This window comes from Paenibacillus sp. JNUCC 34, assembly GCF_058269055.1.
Window position 1 is genome coordinate 1,272,802 of sequence record NZ_CM177770.1, and the last position, 16,140, is coordinate 1,288,941.

Consider the following 16,140-nt stretch of genomic DNA (forward strand, 5'->3'; position numbering starts at 1 on the left):
ATGGAGTTGTATTACCCGCCAATTGCTTATATAGTGCCTGTAAGCGAGGACGGCATGCTTCTAAAAACCATTTTGCAAAAACGGATGGGCGTATCACGAAAGCTCTTGTCCCGGCTCAAGCTGACTGAACAGGGAATTATGCTGAACGGAACAAGGGTTTATATCAGTGTGAAAGTTCGAGCAGGTGATGTGGTGGAAATCCGCATGGAGCAGGAGCGCTCGGACGATATTTTGCCGCAGCCCATGCATTTGGATATATTATTTGAGGATGAGTATTTGCTTGTCGTCAATAAAGCAGCGGGTACAATTGTGCACCCAACCCATGGCCATTATACCGATACATTGGCAAACGGCGTTGTTCATTATTGGCAGCTGAAGGGCTGGAATTACCGGTTCAGGGCGATTCACCGTCTGGATCAGGAAACATCGGGTGTACTTGCCATCGCCAAAAACCCTTATATCCACCAGCATGTATCAGAGCAAATGATAGCCGGAACCGTCGATAAAAGATATCTGGCACTCGTTCACAGTGTTCCCCAGCCGACAGAAGGGAATATTGACGGCCCAATCGACCGAGATCCGTTGGAGCCTCACCGTCGTATTGTCACGCCGGACGGCTATCCTTCGTTAACCCGTTATGCTGTTCGTGAGGTTTATCGCGGAGCGTCTCTGGTAGAGCTGAAACTGGAGACAGGGAGGACGCACCAGATCCGTGTACATATGAGCAGCATAGGATGTCCGTTAATCGGAGATAAAATGTACCAACATCCGATATATACGGCACCACCTTTGGTGGAGGACGGTAAATCCGTTCAAACCGGCGCTTTATTTGATGAAGCAGATCTCACGTCCATAACTCGGCTAGATGAAGGGATTGATCGGCAGGCACTGCATGCGGAACTTCTCACTTTTGTCCACCCGATTACAGGAGATGTGATGACCTTTCACGCACCGATTCCGGAAGATATGAAGCGGCTGCTAGAGCGATTGGGTGAAGAAGGAACAGATGCTGACGAGAATAACTGCTAGACAAAATAGAAGGAGAGTTTTAATCAAATGAGTCAATTGATCGTATATCAATATCCCAAGTGCAGCACATGCAGAAATGCGGTGAAATGGCTGCAAAATGAAGGGCATGACCTCACACTTCGGCATATTAAAGACGAGCCACCTACACCAGAGGAACTGGCCGAATTAATTGATAAAAGTGATCTCGAGCTAAAGAAATTTTTCAACACGAGTGGTGAGGTATACAAGCAAATGTCTTTAAAGGACAGGCTTTCAAGTATGCCTGCAGAGGAACAGATTAAGCTGCTGTCTTCCAATGGAATGCTTATTAAGCGTCCAATCGTATCTGATGGAACGAGGGTGACCGTAGGGTTTAAAGAGGAACTGTTCAAAGATGCGTGGAAGGCTTTGTAATCATCACTGACATCAAGTAATTTACGATCGGGCTCGGAGACAATAAAAGTTTCCGGGCATTTTTTGTATCTATGAACAGGTTTTCAAATGGAAATATTATATGAATTGCGGGACACTATGAAATAAGCAGATATGGTATAATGACATATTGAGATTATGATATAACAAGATTTTGAACATATTAGCAAGGAGCGATTTATTACAGTGAACACAACGAAGCAACCATCTCTGATGCTCGTCGACGGTATGGCCTTATTGTTCCGAGCTTACTATGCTACGGCTACTAGTGGTTATATCCGCCGAACCAAGGCAGGGGTTCCTACAAATGCTATTTACGGATTCCTTCGCTATTTGTGGGACGCTATTGACACATTTCAACCAACACATGTGGCCTGCTGCTGGGATATGGCTGCAAAAACGTTCCGCAGCGACCAGTTTGCAGCTTATAAAGGCAATCGGCCTGAAGCGCCAGAGGATCTGATTCCCCAGTTCTCCCTTATTCGTGAAGTCACAGATTGCCTTGGGATTCCGAACCTTGGCGTTGAAGGCTTTGAAGCTGATGACTGTATCGGAACACTGGCTTGTCGTTTCGGCAGTGATATGAATGTTATGATATTATCAGGCGACCATGATCTGCTTCAGCTTGTAGATGAACGGACTTCGGTCATCATTATGAAAAAAGGACATGGCAATTATTTGGTATATACCCCGGAGACGCTGTACCAGGAAAAAGGGCTTTCCCCACGTCAGGTTATTGATGTCAAAGGTCTTATGGGCGATACGAGTGATAACTATCCGGGTGTGCGTGGAATCGGTGAGAAAACGGCCATGAAGCTGATTCAGGAATACGAAACGATCGAAGGGATACTCGCAAATATGGATTCTCTTACGAAAAGTGTTCGGGGAAAAATTGAAGCGGATCTTGAAATGCTGCACCTATCTAGATCTCTCGCAGCTATTCATTGTGAAGTACCTGTGGATTGCGATCTGGACTTGTGCCTTCTTGAGATAGACGATGAGCGTGTCCTGTCCAAGCTTGAGGAGCTCGAAATGAAGAGCTTAAGTCATCTGATGGGAGTTGCACTGGTGCCATGATGGATTCTCTGGTGGTAGATGTTATCTCATAAAGTCAGACATTTCTTTTGCGGTTAACCTATATTTTCGGTAAAGAGGATAAAATGATGCAGAAGATGAAAAAAAGTGTAAGGGCAGCATTGATACTCGTCGTATCGGCCATCATAATGACTGCCTGTATGTCGCCTGAACGACAAAACTCTGATCCGTCGAAGTTATCATCAACGCAAGTTGAACTAACCGTATCTGCGGCTGCCAGCTTGAAGTCCAGCCTTGAAGAAGCAGCAGTCTTGTTTGAGAGTAAGAATCCAGGCATCACACTTCAATTTAACTTTGGTGGTTCGGGTTCTCTTCAGCAACAGATCGAGCAGGGGGCGCCGGTCGATCTGTTCTTTTCCGCTGCAAACGAACCGATGAATCGACTTGTCCAAAAGGGACTTGTGGAAGCTTCTCATTCGAAGGTACTGCTTCATAATCGACTGGTGTTAATCGCTCCGAAAGGAAACGAAAGCATCCGAGAACTACAGGACCTGAAGAAATCCGAAGTACGGGTAATCGCCATTGGGCAGCCGGATACGGTTCCAGCGGGAGCTTACGGGAAGGAAGCTTTGGAACAAGCGGGGCTGTTGGATGAAATTGAGTCCAAGGCTGTTTATGCCAAGGATGTAACTCAAGTGCTGTCCTATGTAACATCCGGCAATGCAGACGCTGGTTTTGTTTACGCTAGTGATGTATTAAAATCGCCAGACGTCACGGTGGTTGTTGAGATAGATCCAGCTTCTCATACACCGATTGAATATCCCGCAGCCGTTACTACGGTGGGACGGCACCCAGAAGAAGCTGAGAAACTTCTGAATTTTTTGCAGACCGAAGCGGCTAGCAGCATTTTTGAGAAATACGGTTTTGAGATTCCGGAGGGAACACCTTGACAGTAGATGAAGCCTTTTGGATGCCGGTGTGGCTGTCCGCAAAAACATCACTGTGTTCCAGTATAATTGCATTTATACTGGGGACAGCGGCAGCCCGGTGGATGCATCGAGCGGTATTCCGTGGTAAATCTCTCGTAGAAACCTTTCTGATGCTACCCCTTGTTTTGCCGCCGACCGTTGTGGGCTTTCTACTCTTGGTCGTACTGGGCAGAAACAGCTGGATCGGGTCAATGGCTGAATGGCTGTTTGAACAACCGATCATATTCAGCTGGGGAGCGGCCGTTATAGCGGCTGTGGTTGTTTCATTTCCGCTTGTCTATCAGACAATGAAGGTGGGATTTGATTCCATAGATTCCGAACTGGAGGATGCTGCACGTTCCACTGGCGCCGGGGAATGGCAGGTATTCCGCTGGATTACGTTTCCACTTTCGAGAAGAGCGGCTGGAACCGCCTATGTCTTGGCTCTTGCCAGAGGATTGGGTGAATTCGGAGCGACCTGGATGGTTGCAGGGAACATACCGGGTAAGACGCAGACACTTCCAACAGCTATTTATCTTGCTGTAGGAAACGGTGAAAGTCAATTGGCCTGGGCCTGGACAGGAATAGTTATTTTGTTCTCATGGTTACTTCTGGTATTGGCAGGCAACGGTCGGTCAACCCGGAACGAACCGAAAAAAACATAATGAATATGACATCATACACCTTGAGAGGATGAACTGACATGATACTTGGAGCAATTGAAGCTGGCGGCACAAAATTTGTATGCGGAATTGGTAAGGAGGATGGTACGGTTATCGAACGTACGAGCTTCCCGACCACAACGCCGGAGGAAACGATGGCGCAAGTGTTTTCGTTTTTTTCAGACAAAGGGGTTGAAGCCATCGGCGCAGGCTTTTTTGGACCGATCGATCCGGTAAAAGGAAGTCCTACATATGGTTGCATCACAACAACGCCGAAGCCGCACTGGAGCAATTTCAATGTTGTGAAAGCGCTGGAGGAGCGTTTCAACGTACCGATCGGTTTTGATACGGACGTAAATGGTGCAGCGCTTGGAGAACATACTTGGGGAGCGGCTCAAGGTCTTAACAGCTGCTTGTATATTACGATTGGAACTGGCGTCGGTGCCGGAGCGGTTGTGGATGGAAAGCTGATTCATGGTTTATCTCACCCGGAAATGGGCCACATCATTGTACGTCGTCATCCGGATGACAAGTACGAAGGTACTTGCCCTTATCACAGTGATTGCCTGGAAGGTTTGGCTGCAGGTCCATCCCTTGGTAGACGCTGGGGAGTTGCAGGAGCTGAGCTGACACCGGATCATCCAGCTTGGGAGATGGAAGCTTACTATCTTGCACAGGCACTGATGAATTATGTGCTGATCCTTTCACCTGAAAGAATTGTGATGGGCGGAGGAGTTATGAAGCAGCAGCAGCTGTTCCCGTTGATCCACAAGAAGCTGCAGGAAATGCTGGCGGGTTACGTTTCGCATCCAAGCCTGAATCAGGATATTGCGCAGTTTATCGTACCGCCGCAATTGGGTGATAACGCTGGTCTGTGTGGTGCATTGGCACTGGCCAAACTGGCTGTAGACGAGGCGTCGAAGTAATTAATAATGCAGAAGATGCTGTTATTTAAGCAGGTTGTAAACTCATAAACACAGGCCGCCTCGAGGACTTATCCTCAAGGCGGCTTGTTTGGGGTTTAGTCATAGAGGAAACTGCCAGCAGCAAATACTATCGGTTCATCGTACTTAGAGAACAGAACTCTTTTGGGCTCTGCTGAAATCATAGTGCTTCACAATGATAGCAATTAAAATGATGTTAAGACATATCATGCTTGAATGGATCTCAATACGTGTGGGATGAATGCTCACATCATGCAACAGGATTTGTATGTGGTTAATCGCCGGCATGCAACAGAGTTCGCATGTTCGACCGCCGGCATAGAACGTCACACCGTGGGCCCAGTGATTATTGCATAAAGTACAACTTTATTCCATCATGTAGAGGTGAGAGGCGGATTGTTGTATGTAATACAGCAATAGGAACAGGGATCAATTATTTTACCTCTTCTCAGAAGGGATTGTTGCAGAATCTGCAACAATATCAGCAGGTTTAGGCATTTTACTTCTCCAAAGTTGTATAACATACAAAATTACTATGGTCGCAGCCCTTTCAAACGTTAGACATCAGTGAGTGCATCACAAATGTTACAACAGCCGTTTGATATGATCGCAGTCACCTCAACTATAAACTCGTCAAGCACTGCCTTTGGTGATGATCCTTTTTTTGACTGATGCAAACGCACGAAGTAGCAGAGAGGACGAAGCGATTCCGGACAAGCGGCAGCGTTCGCCTAAAAGCTTTCCGTAGGAAAGCTAGCATCGGGAGCAAGAGCGATTGTAGGAACGATTCGTACTCGTAGCGCCTTTACTCACTACGTGTCACTAAGCATACCTTATAAACCCTCTATGCATCACTTTTGAAATCTATAGCATCCAGAAAGCTTATACTATACACTTGTTACAAGAATGCCAAGAAAAAGTGTGGTGACTGTATTGTTTAAAATTATGTTAATTGAGGACGACATGACCTTATTTAAGGAGATTAAAGAAAGGCTATCGCAGTGGTCTTATGAAGTGTATGGTATTCATGATTTCAGCAATATCGTGCATGAGTTTACCGCGATTAAACCGGATCTAGTTATCATAGATATCCAACTGCCGAAATTTGATGGCTTTCATTGGTGCCGGATGATTCGTTCCCATTCCAACGTACCGATTATATTTCTATCGTCACGAGATCATCCTACCGATATGGTTATGTCTATGCAGCTAGGCGCAGATGACTTTGTCCAGAAACCATTTCACTTTGATGTGTTAATCGCGAAAATTCAAGCCATCCTTCGCCGCGTATATAATTATAATACCGAGCGAATCGAGCTCAGATCCTGGCGTGGTGCAACAGTGGAATACGTAAAAAATACCATCACCAATGAGAAGGGCTCCATTGAACTGACGAAAAATGAAATGTTTATACTGAAAGTGCTCATTGAGCGAAAAAATCAGATTGTCAGCCGGGAAGATATTATTAAAAGCTTGTGGGACAATGAGCATTTCGTAAGCGATAATACGCTAACAGTCAACGTTAACCGCTTGCGCAAAAAGCTGGAAAATATCGCGCTCGACCCTTACATTGAAACGAAGGTTGGACAAGGGTATATGGCTACGGAAGAGGCAAACTCGTATGGTTAAAAAGTATGTTGTGGAGAGACGAAGCTGGATTATATTATTTCTGTTTCTACAGCTGCTTGTTCTTTTTGTTGCTTTCGTCGATTCTTCAATCCCCTTTATGTCTATCCTATATATAGTGTTTTTGTCTACACTTATTTTCATAGGTTTTTTCCTTATAAGATATCATAAAGAAACCAAATTTTATAAAAGTATTGAAATATGGGATCAAACGAATGGGATATCGGCGCTTGCTGAAGCGGAGAGCCCTCTTGAAAAAATTGTGGAAGAGAGCGTTATTCTTCAGAATGAGCGATACCGAAACGAACTTTCCCAGCGCCTGATCGAAGTGGAGCAGGAGAAAGATGAGTTGTTATCCTGGATTCATGAAGTAAAAACCCCGCTCACAACGATGCAGCTAATGATTGAACGCTCAAATGATGAAACTTTAAAAGGACAATTGATGTACGAGTGGCTGCGTATTCACCTGCTGCTGGATCAGCAGCTGCACCAAAAGCGCATACCTTTTATTAAAAATGATTTGTATATCGAACAATCGGCATTAGAGCCAATCATTTTCAAAGAAATTAAAGAACTGAAAACTTGGTGTATGCAAAAAGGGATAGGTTTTGATGTTACCCTTCAGGTCACCGAAGTGTTAACGGATGTTAAATGGCTTGGCTTTATGATCAGACAGCTGTTAACGAACGCTGTTAAATACAGCGAAAGATCCGATATTATCATTGAATGTGATTATAATGACGACGGTCAAACCAGGCTTGTGATCAAGGATTTTGGCCGTGGAATTGATCCGAAAGATCTGCCCCGCATATTCGATAAAGGTTTTACATCAACAACCCAGCATCAAGATAGTGCCGCGACCGGTATGGGTCTATATTTAACACAAAAGGTGGCCCACTCTTTATCCATACGTATAGATGTGTCCTCGGAGCTTGGGATCGGCACTACATTTACGTTAACGTTTCCTCAAAAGAATGAATTTGTGAGTATCACAAGCATGTGACAGGAATGTCACATGCTTTTATGATTTGTTCGGAGAATCGAAGGATTTCGTGGGAAAGCTGCATTATGATGAAAGTAAGAAAAAAAGGAGTGTGTGAAAATTGGTGATCCTAGAATCTAATAAAATTTATAAAAGCTATGGTAGCAAACTGAATAAGCAAGAAGTGCTGAAAGGCATCGACATTAGCGTAGAAAAAGGCGAGTTCGTGAGTATTATGGGAGCATCCGGATCAGGTAAAACAACGCTCCTTAATGTACTTTCGTCCATTGATAAAGTTAGCCAGGGAACGATTAAAATCGAGGGAAAAGAATTTACGGGCATGAAAGAAAAGCAGCTGGCTGAATTTAGAAAGCACCATTTGGGCTTTATCTTTCAGGAATATAACCTGCTAGATACCTTGACTGTGAAAGAGAACGTGCTATTGCCGTTATCTATCAAAAACGTATCCAAAAAAGATGCGGATCAAAAGTTTAAAACGGTAGCAACGGAGCTTGGTATTTTTGAACTTAAAGACAAGTATCCCAATGAAATATCAGGGGGGCAAAAGCAGCGGACATCCGCAGCTCGTGCCTTTATTCATGAACCAAGCATTATATTTGCAGATGAGCCGACAGGCGCGCTGGACTCCAAATCCGCTTCCGATCTATTGAATAAGCTGAGCCAATTAAATCAGAAGCTTGCGGCGACGATTATTATGGTTACCCATGATCCGGTGGCTGCCAGCTATTGCAGCAGAGTTATTTTTATTAAAGACGGACAGATTTACACACAGCTGAACAAAGGTGAGGAGTCAAGACAGGCCTTTTTCAATGACATTATAAAAACGCAAGGTGTTCTAGGTGGTGTTCAAAATGAGCATTAACTCTCTCATCTTCCGAAATCTGAAAAAGAACATAAAAAATTATTTTCTCTATGTGTTTGCCTTGATTTTTAGTGTGGCGCTGTACTTTGCCTTTGTCACTCTGCAGTATGATCCGGCCATGGAAGAATTGAAAGGATCGATGAAAGGCGCCGCAGCTTTAAAAGCTGCCTCGGTCCTGCTCGTTGCGATTGTTGCGATTTTTCTTCTGTATGCAAACAACATTTTTATCAAACGCCGAAGTAAAGAAATTGGGCTATTTCAATTAATCGGGATGACTAAGGGGAAGATATTTAAGATTCTCAGTCTGGAGAACTTAATGCTGTATTTTGGATCCATGCTGATTGGTATATTTGCAGGATTCTCGGTTTCCCGGCTCATTCTTATGATTTTGTTCAAAGTAACAGATGTAGAGTCAGAAGCTACCTTAAGGTTTTCAACGGAAGCGTTAATCCAAACGGTTATTGTGTTTGCCGTGGTTTACATTCTCATCATGATCATGAATTATACGTTCATTAAAAGACAGAGCATTTTGTCCTTGTTCCGTGCCGTTTCGACGACTCAGGAAAAAGTGAAAAAAATGTCCATGTTCGAGATGTTGATGGGGCTGGCAGGAATCGGGTTCATCCTTTATGGTTACTATCTATCGACTGAACTGTTCAGTGGTAAACTTACAGATATGAACGCAATGTTTTTGAATATGGTTTTGATTTTGGCTTCGGTTATTATCGGGACATATTTGTTCTACAAAGGTTCAGTCAGCTTCATTTTTAATATGATTCGTAAAAGCAAGGACGGGTATTTGTCACTGAATGAGGTGCTGTCTCTCTCATCTATCATGTTCCGCATGAAGTCGAATGCTTTATTGCTAACGGTTATAACAACAGTTTCCGCTCTGGCGATTGGATTGCTGTCACTGAGTTATATTTCTTACTATTCGGCCGAAAAATCAGCGGAACAAAGCGTACCTAACGATTTCGTTGTCACTAGGCCCGAATACAAAAAACAATTTACAGAAGCATTGTCAGCTCAAAATATTGCTTACGATGAGATTCAGAGAAACGTTGTGTATGTGAATGTAGATGTGTCTCTCTTAGGCTCTAAGCTAGAGGGAAAGGACGCCAAAAGCATGGTCCTTGCCGTGGTAAGTGAAAAACAGGTAGAGGGAACTGATCTATCTGCTGAGGAGACGCTTTTTACGGGTAGAAATGATGCACTTGATAAGTTTGTTGGACTAAAAGAAACAGGAAGCATTATTTTACAGGGCAAGACCAGCTCGATTGATCAAAAATTAATAGGAACCAATAAGGAAGCGATACTGGCTTGGAATTTTAACAGCGGCGGATTGCCTACGGCTATTGTGGATGATTCAATTTATCAAAAGCTGGCGCTGGACGTGGATCCTAAGATTCAGAAAAAAAATTCCGATTATTTCGGTATTGATATTAAGGATGAAACCAAGATTGAGCAAGCAAACGAGATTTTTTACGAATTGAATTTTGACGAAGAAGTGATGTCGCAGAGTAATCTAAGCACTACGCAGAAAGCTAATATGGGACTGATTATGTTTATCGTCGGGTTTTTAGGTCTTACCTTTCTCATTACATCAGGATGTATCCTTTACTTTAAACAAATGGATGAAGGTGAAGAGGAGAAGGGTAATTACACGATCTTAAGAAAACTTGGATTTACGCAAGGAAATATACTGCGGGGTATTCAAATGAAACAGCTTTTCAATTTTGGTATTCCTCTCATTATCGGATTATCTCATGGCTATTTTGCTGTCCAATCCGGGTGGTTCTTTTTCGGGACAGAGCTGTGGACACCAATGATCATAGTTATGCTGTTGTATACGGCATTGTACTCTATCTTTGGGTTGTTATCCGTTCTCTTTTACAAAAAAGTTATTAAAGAGGCCCTGTGACCACCGACATGCAATGCCGTACTTGTGCGCTGAGAGCTGTGTGCGATGCGTAATTCAGTGAATGTTGTATAAAGTGCAACAATATCCCATGATACGGTAGCGAAGGACGAATTGTTGCATACAATACAAAAATTGGGATGGGAATTCATTTGTGTTAATGCACGAAGCAGCAGAGAGGACGGCAAGAGCGATTGTAGGAACGATTCGTACGCGTAGCGTCCTACAACAGACGAAGGGGCATCCCATGTCGATGGACCGTAAGGGATCCCCTTTTCTGTTTATTGCAAACTGGTTAATCAGTAAAATGAGCATCTCCCAGCACCAGCGTCAGAAATTCACGCAAATCTTCTGCCTGGTCCCGTTCCAGACTAAACGTGCGCTCGAGGTACCCTTCCTGCTCTAGATCATCGGCAGCAAGAATAGCAGTTCTTCCGAACTGAAGGTCGGTAACCAACTTCTTCCCATAGAAAAGGTTCGTGGTCGTAACGGCCAGATCGAAACGTTTGAGTGATGGGCCGATGAACGTGACGAAACGGGTAGATGTGGACTCAGTACTATCGGATAAAAAATCAAGCTGCTGCGATTCCCCGGTCATATCGGCAATTCACTCCTTCGAAGGATGTTTGTTGTCCATTATACAAGAAAAGTTGAGACAACCTATATAACATTTTGATTTTATAACATCCCCATTGACGTTGTTACAAATTATGGTATCATGATGGGTAAACAGTATAACGGATGTTTTAAACGAGGGAAGCACCTTTCTGACGCTACGGCGGGGAAGGTGCTTTTTTTCGTTGTTTTGCGTTGTACTGATACTAAATAAATGACGGGAGGTTAATGGGTATGCAGATTGTTTTTATGAATCAGATGTCTAGAAATGGTGGGGCGAAAGATGAGAATAGCGCACAAGTGTGGATTGGGGAGGAGGAAGGAATATGGCGTTTGGGCTGGCGAGATATCGAGCCGGATGGACATGCGCAGGATGATGATTGGTATGAGGGAAGCTCATGGCAGGAGTTGTTGTGTGTGTACCGTCACCGCCTTGCCATGAAACTAAGTGAAGGTTACCGACCGGTGATCGAAGGGATATTTCATGAGATAGAAGATTCCAAAGGGAAGAATCACGCGGCCCTGAAGCTCCAGTGCTACAGTGAGCTGTACGGATCGGAGGAGCTGTATACGGAGCTGTGTGCCTGGCGCCGAAGAAAAGCGGCCGCTGGACGTAAAGCCCCATATTTTATAGCGAGTAATCGTGTGCTTCGCCTCATTAGCGCCTTTATGCCGCAGACAGAGGAAGAGCTGCTTCAGCTGCCGGGGATTGGGTCAAATAAGGCTGCTGAGCATGGTGCCGACTGGATCGAAATGACATCGAAGTTAGAAAGAACGACAGCATTTCCGCTAGATTGGGTATTTCGTCAGCTGAAGGAGGAGGAGTTTTTGTCTTGGCTCTATAAACAGAAAGAATATAAGTATAAGCAGGAGCTGGAGAACTATCGTATGGGCCGGACAATGCTGATGGGCATAGCGGAAGGTTTGACACTGGATCAACTGAGTCAGAATACAGGAATGTCGCGCAGAGATTTAGTCGAACAACTGGAGGGGCTGGAGAAGGAAGGATACGACACAGAACTTCTTATCCGTATGGAGCTTGAGAGCTTATCGGATACGGAACAGTCGGCCATCTGGAAAGCTTTTGAGGAGCTGGGAGACACTTTTCTTAAACCGGTAATGCAGCGAGTGTATGGTCAGGAGCCAGCAGCGGAGGGTGGCATGGAGCAGCGGTACGAGCGTCTGCGCCTTATCCGGATCCGGTTCCGCCGGCAGCATTTTGAGAAGCGGGACGCTGTGTAACTATGACAAAACGGGTGCCTTTCGTAAATGAAGGACACCCGTTTTTAGCTTTTCATAACCATTCTTTTTTGCGGAATAGATAAAACATGCCTGACCCGAGAAAGATCATAAGTCCAAGGACAACAAAGTATGAATATTTCCATGCTAATTCAGGCATAAAATCAAAGTTCATACCGTATATACCCGTAATGACCGTCAGCGGCATGAAGATTGTGGTCATGGCAGTAAACACTCTCATAATCTCGTTCGCCCTGTTCGCGATGCTGGATTGATAAGCTTCTCGAAGGTTACTCATCAGATCGCGGTAGGTTTCAAACGTCTCGGATATTTTCACAGCATTCTCGTAAATATCGCTGAAGTACTTTTGTAGTTGATCATCGATCAGGCGCAGGTCTTTTTTGTTCAGCGTGTTGATGACTTCCTTCTGGGGTCCAAGTACTTTTTTTAGCCACAAAATCTCGCTGCGCAGACCGATAATTTCATTCAGATGTGATTTCTTGGTATGCATCAATATGTCTTCTTCAAGCTGATCGATGCGTGCCTCAATCCGGTCGCCAACCGTGAAGTAGTTGTCTGTGACCAGGTCAATCAAAATGTATAGGAAGCGGTCCGGTGAGTTTGCTTCATCTTCCCACAGTAGGGGTTTCACAGCCCGGAGCTCATGAATTTTCTGCTTGGTTACAGTAATGATAAAATGTCTGCCCAGAAAAATGTTCAGGGCCCGGAGGAAAATCTCCTCATCGTCAAAGCGGATGCTGTTCACTACGATAAAATAGTGGTTTTCGTATATTTCAATCTTTGGACGCTGCTCTTCTTCACTTTGGGAGTCTTCAACTGCCAGGTCGTGCAGAGAGAACAGGGGTTGGAGTTCCGCCAAGTCTTCTACATCGGCATCGATCCAGTAAAACCCGTCAGCCGGAGCTGTAAGAGTCGTTTTAATGTCGTCGATGGGGGTAAAAACACCCGAATTCACCAACCGGATTTTCATCTGATATCACTCCTTTAATTCACTGCTTACGCATACTCGATTAAAGGCATAGGGTATCAGCTTACCGGCATACCGGCAGGTGTTCTAAATAATTCGGCATAAAGGCTTCTATAAGAGCGCATGAAAAATAACGCTGCCCGCCACCGGTGAGCTGATCTTGGTCCTATGCGGTTTTTCGTCATTCACATCCAGCCTCTGGCTCGGGTCACCGTCCATCTTCCATGTCACCTCTTTCATATGGTTAATTAGCACTTGTCTAGTATACCGCTGGGGTTATTACCTTTCAAGGTGGAATTAAGCGTAAGATACTTCCTTGTACAGGGTATGGAAGTAGGAGGTGAGACGTTACATTTTTTTTAGCTCAAAGCTTCTTGACGAAAAAATGTTCTTGATTTAAAGTAATAATCAGTATCAACAGATGACAACTTCATACAGCTAAATCTTATCAAGAGCAGGTGGAGGGACTAGCCCTATGAAACCCGGCAACCGACGGCAATATCGCACGGTGCTAATTCTTGCAGGATGTACGCGGCCTTATTGTTAAGGACCGTTAAATTCTGACAGATGAGAGAGGCGCATAGTTTACGTACACGTACATATGACCTTTCTCATTAGAGATAGGTCATTTTTGCGTTACTTTGGCCTTCTCGACTTCTTGTATCATGTAGTCAAAACTATTTATTAACCCGAAGGAGGAGTAATTATGCCGATCAAAATTCCAGACACACTGCCTGCAAAGGAAGTTCTCGCTGGGGAGAACATTTTTGTAATGGATGAAAGCCATGCGTTTCATCAAGATATCCGCCCGCTGCGGATTGCCATTCTGAATTTGATGCCGACCAAGGAAACGACGGAGACACAGCTGCTTCGCCTGATCGGTAATTCACCGCTTCAAGTGGATGTTGTCCTGCTTCACCCGGGCTCTCATACTTCTAAAAATACTCCGGCAGAGCATTTGAAGTCGTTCTATAAAACATTTGAGGAAGTGAAGCATCGCCGCTTTGACGGCATGATCATTACGGGTGCGCCTGTCGAGCAACTCGATTTTGAAGAAGTGAATTATTGGGATGAGCTCACCGAGATTTTTGAATGGAGTAAAAAGAATGTAACCTCGACCCTTCACATATGTTGGGCTTCTCAGGCGGGTCTTTACTATCATTATGGTGTGCCGAAATACAGTCTTTCCGAGAAATGCTTCGGTGTGTTCTCCCACACCGTAAACGAACCGACGGTAAAACTTCTTCGGGGTTTTGATGAAGTGTTCTATGCTCCACATTCTAGGCATACCGAAGTGCGCCGGGAAGATGTCGAGCAATCAGTTCAGCTTGAAATTTTGTCTGAATCCGAGGAGGCTGGAATTTATCTGGTAGCCTCAAAGGACGGTAGACAGGTGTTTGTAACAGGGCACTCGGAGTATGATTCTGATTCGCTTCGGTGGGAATATGAACGGGATGCCGCCAAAGGATTGGACGTTTCACTTCCACGCCATTATTACCCGAAGGATGACCCGACTATAAAACCGCCGTCCGTTTGGAGAGCCCATGCGAATTTATTATTCTCTAATTGGCTGAATTACTATGTATATCAAGAAACGCCTTATGATATCGGACCGCAAATCTAGAGAGAAAAGAAAAGTAATATTAAAAGGAGGAGCGAACATGGAGAAGAAACAACTGAGAATTGAAAGCAGGCTGGCTCAAATTGGTTCAGTAGAGGAGCCGGTGACGGGAGCCATTAATTTTCCGATCTATCAAGCTACAGCATTCCGTCATCCGAAGTTGGGTCAAAGTACAGGCTTTGATTATATCCGTACGAAAAGTCCGACAAGACAGGTTCTGGAGGAAGCGGCGGCTGCATTGGAATCAGGGGATGCCGGGTTTGCCTGCAGTTCCGGCATGGCGGCATTACAGACCGTGTTCGCCCTCTTCGGACAGGGTGATCATCTCATCGTATCACTGGATTTATACGGAGGCACTTACCGTCTGATCGAAAAAATATTGTCTAGGTATGGAGTAAGCGCAACTTATGTCGATACGAATGACATGGACGCGCTGGAGCAGTCCAGAAAACCAAATACAAAAGCGGTCATTATCGAGACGCCAACGAACCCGCTGATGATGATAACAGATATTGAGGCTATCTGTAGTTGGACCCGGCATCACGGCCTGATCAGTATTGTGGATAACACGCTGCTGACACCGTTCTTTCAGAGACCGATCGAGCTTGGAGCCGATATCGTTGTGCACAGCGCAACTAAATATTTGGGAGGGCACAACGATGTGCTGGCAGGATTAATCGTTACCAAGGGGAAAGAGCTGTCAGAGGAAATTTCCTTTTTACACAATTCGATTGGGGCGGTGCTGGGTCCGACGGACTCTTACCAACTGATGCGCGGCATGAAGACACTGGCGCTTAGAATGGAGCGTCATGAAAGCAATGCAATGGCGATTGCACTGTTTCTCAAGGAGCATCCGGCAGTATCTGAGGTATTCTACCCGGCTCTTGCCGATCATCCCGGATATGAAATTCAGCAGAAGCAGTCCAGTGGAAATACAGGTATTCTTTCATTCAAAGTGAAGGATGCGAGGTATGTTGAACCTTTGCTGCGTCATATTAAGCTGATTGCTTTTGCCGAGAGCCTGGGAGGGGTTGAATCTCTAATGACGTATCCGGCGGTTCAGACACATGCTGACATTCCTCTGGAGATTCGCGAAGCTGTTGGTGTGGATGACCGATTACTTCGTTTCTCCGTAGGTATTGAGCATGCAGACGATTTAATCGCGGATCTGGATGCCGCTTTAAATGCTGCTGCAGCTGAAATAGAAGGAGGAGCATAG

General features: G+C 44.8%; 15 protein-coding genes and 1 riboswitch. Of the genes, 13 read left to right on the forward strand and 2 right to left on the reverse strand.

The features are described 5' to 3' along the window. From AC2TF5_RS05825 to AC2TF5_RS05870, 10 genes are all read left to right on the forward strand, one after another. Positions 1-1,029 (forward strand): RluA family pseudouridine synthase, encoded by a 1,029-nt coding sequence (locus AC2TF5_RS05825; RefSeq protein ID WP_491301265.1) that lies wholly within the window; start codon positions 1-3, stop codon positions 1,027-1,029. 27 nt (positions 1,030-1,056) lie between these two features. Further along, a complete protein-coding gene (locus AC2TF5_RS05830) occupies positions 1,057-1,422 on the forward strand; it encodes an arsenate reductase family protein (protein ID WP_491301266.1) in 366 nt (121 codons plus the stop codon). Positions 1,423-1,653: 231 nt separating this feature from the next. Beyond that, positions 1,654-2,517 (forward strand): 5'-3' exonuclease, encoded by an 864-nt coding sequence (locus AC2TF5_RS05835; RefSeq protein WP_208920112.1) that lies wholly within the window; start codon positions 1,654-1,656, stop codon positions 2,515-2,517. Between the two features lie 83 nt (positions 2,518-2,600). Further along, positions 2,601-3,425: a molybdate ABC transporter substrate-binding protein gene (gene modA, locus AC2TF5_RS05840; protein WP_491301267.1), complete on the forward strand. Its 825-nt coding sequence runs from the start codon at positions 2,601-2,603 to the stop codon at positions 3,423-3,425. Next, on the forward strand, positions 3,422-4,108 hold the full coding sequence (modB, locus tag AC2TF5_RS05845; RefSeq protein ID WP_491301268.1) for a molybdate ABC transporter permease subunit: 687 nt from the start codon (positions 3,422-3,424) through the stop codon (positions 4,106-4,108). Before modA ends, modB begins: the two co-directional genes overlap by 4 nt. A gap of 38 nt (positions 4,109-4,146) precedes the next feature. Next, complete coding sequence (locus AC2TF5_RS05850; RefSeq protein ID WP_491301269.1) at positions 4,147-5,031, forward strand: ROK family protein; 885 nt, start codon at positions 4,147-4,149, stop codon at positions 5,029-5,031. Positions 5,032-5,982: 951 nt separating this feature from the next. Next, on the forward strand, positions 5,983-6,678 hold the full coding sequence (locus AC2TF5_RS05855; protein WP_491301270.1) for a response regulator transcription factor: 696 nt from the start codon (positions 5,983-5,985) through the stop codon (positions 6,676-6,678). Further along, entirely contained in the window at positions 6,671-7,678 is a 1,008-nt protein-coding gene (locus tag AC2TF5_RS05860; protein ID WP_491301271.1) for a sensor histidine kinase, read from the forward strand. Before AC2TF5_RS05855 ends, AC2TF5_RS05860 begins: the two co-directional genes overlap by 8 nt. Before the next feature lie 100 nt (positions 7,679-7,778). After that, positions 7,779-8,540, forward strand: coding sequence for an ABC transporter ATP-binding protein (locus tag AC2TF5_RS05865; RefSeq protein WP_491301272.1), 762 nt, complete (start codon positions 7,779-7,781; stop codon positions 8,538-8,540). Then, positions 8,530-10,461: an FtsX-like permease family protein gene (locus AC2TF5_RS05870; RefSeq protein WP_491301273.1), complete on the forward strand. Its 1,932-nt coding sequence runs from the start codon at positions 8,530-8,532 to the stop codon at positions 10,459-10,461. Before AC2TF5_RS05865 ends, AC2TF5_RS05870 begins: the two co-directional genes overlap by 11 nt. 292 nt (positions 10,462-10,753) lie before the next feature. Here the strand turns inward: AC2TF5_RS05870 and AC2TF5_RS05875 are convergent, their stop codons facing one another. Further along, positions 10,754-11,056 carry a DUF3055 domain-containing protein gene (locus AC2TF5_RS05875; RefSeq protein ID WP_491301274.1) on the reverse strand — a complete coding sequence of 101 codons (303 nt, stop codon included), beginning with the start codon at positions 11,054-11,056 and terminating at the stop codon, positions 10,754-10,756. A 251-nt stretch (positions 11,057-11,307) separates the two neighbouring features. Between AC2TF5_RS05875 and AC2TF5_RS05880 the strand changes: the two genes are divergently transcribed. Then, a complete protein-coding gene (locus AC2TF5_RS05880; RefSeq protein WP_491301275.1) occupies positions 11,308-12,315 on the forward strand; it encodes an HRDC domain-containing protein in 1,008 nt (335 codons plus the stop codon). A 52-nt stretch (positions 12,316-12,367) separates the two neighbouring features. Here the strand turns inward: AC2TF5_RS05880 and corA are convergent, their stop codons facing one another. Further along, on the reverse strand, positions 12,368-13,303 hold the full coding sequence (gene corA, locus AC2TF5_RS05885) for a magnesium/cobalt transporter CorA (protein ID WP_491301276.1): 936 nt from the start codon (positions 13,301-13,303) through the stop codon (positions 12,368-12,370). Positions 13,304-13,742: 439 nt separating this feature from the next. Next, positions 13,743-13,874: riboswitch (SAM riboswitch) on the forward strand. Between the two features lie 132 nt (positions 13,875-14,006). On the opposite strand from corA, the gene metA reads away from it, so the two are divergent. Continuing rightward, the gene (gene metA, locus AC2TF5_RS05890) at positions 14,007-14,924 is read left to right on the forward strand and encodes a homoserine O-acetyltransferase MetA (RefSeq protein ID WP_491301277.1); all 918 of its coding nucleotides are present in this window, start codon (positions 14,007-14,009) and stop codon (positions 14,922-14,924) included. 37 nt (positions 14,925-14,961) lie between these two features. After that, the gene (locus AC2TF5_RS05895; protein ID WP_491301278.1) at positions 14,962-16,140 is read left to right on the forward strand and encodes an aminotransferase class I/II-fold pyridoxal phosphate-dependent enzyme; all 1,179 of its coding nucleotides are present in this window, start codon (positions 14,962-14,964) and stop codon (positions 16,138-16,140) included.

Excerpts from the sequence above, each read along its gene's own strand:
- corA (WP_491301276.1), bottom strand. The coding sequence starts at position 13,303 with ATGAAAATCCGGTTGGTGAATTCGGGTGTTTTTACCCCCATCGACGAC.
- AC2TF5_RS05895 (WP_491301278.1), top strand. The coding sequence starts at position 14,962 with ATGGAGAAGAAACAACTGAGAATTGAAAGCAGGCTGGCTCAAATTGGT.
- AC2TF5_RS05880 (WP_491301275.1), top strand. The coding sequence starts at position 11,308 with ATGCAGATTGTTTTTATGAATCAGATGTCTAGAAATGGTGGGGCGAAA.
- AC2TF5_RS05830 (WP_491301266.1), top strand. The coding sequence starts at position 1,057 with ATGAGTCAATTGATCGTATATCAATATCCCAAGTGCAGCACATGCAGA.
- AC2TF5_RS05850 (WP_491301269.1), top strand. The coding sequence starts at position 4,147 with ATGATACTTGGAGCAATTGAAGCTGGCGGCACAAAATTTGTATGCGGA.
- AC2TF5_RS05835 (WP_208920112.1), top strand. The coding sequence starts at position 1,654 with ATGCTCGTCGACGGTATGGCCTTATTGTTCCGAGCTTACTATGCTACG.
- metA (WP_491301277.1), top strand. The coding sequence starts at position 14,007 with ATGCCGATCAAAATTCCAGACACACTGCCTGCAAAGGAAGTTCTCGCT.
- modA (WP_491301267.1), top strand. The coding sequence starts at position 2,601 with ATGATGCAGAAGATGAAAAAAAGTGTAAGGGCAGCATTGATACTCGTC.
- AC2TF5_RS05870 (WP_491301273.1), top strand. The coding sequence starts at position 8,530 with ATGAGCATTAACTCTCTCATCTTCCGAAATCTGAAAAAGAACATAAAA.
- AC2TF5_RS05860 (WP_491301271.1), top strand. The coding sequence starts at position 6,671 with ATGGTTAAAAAGTATGTTGTGGAGAGACGAAGCTGGATTATATTATTT.
- AC2TF5_RS05875 (WP_491301274.1), bottom strand. The coding sequence starts at position 11,056 with ATGACCGGGGAATCGCAGCAGCTTGATTTTTTATCCGATAGTACTGAG.
- AC2TF5_RS05825 (WP_491301265.1), top strand. The coding sequence starts at position 1 with ATGGAGTTGTATTACCCGCCAATTGCTTATATAGTGCCTGTAAGCGAG.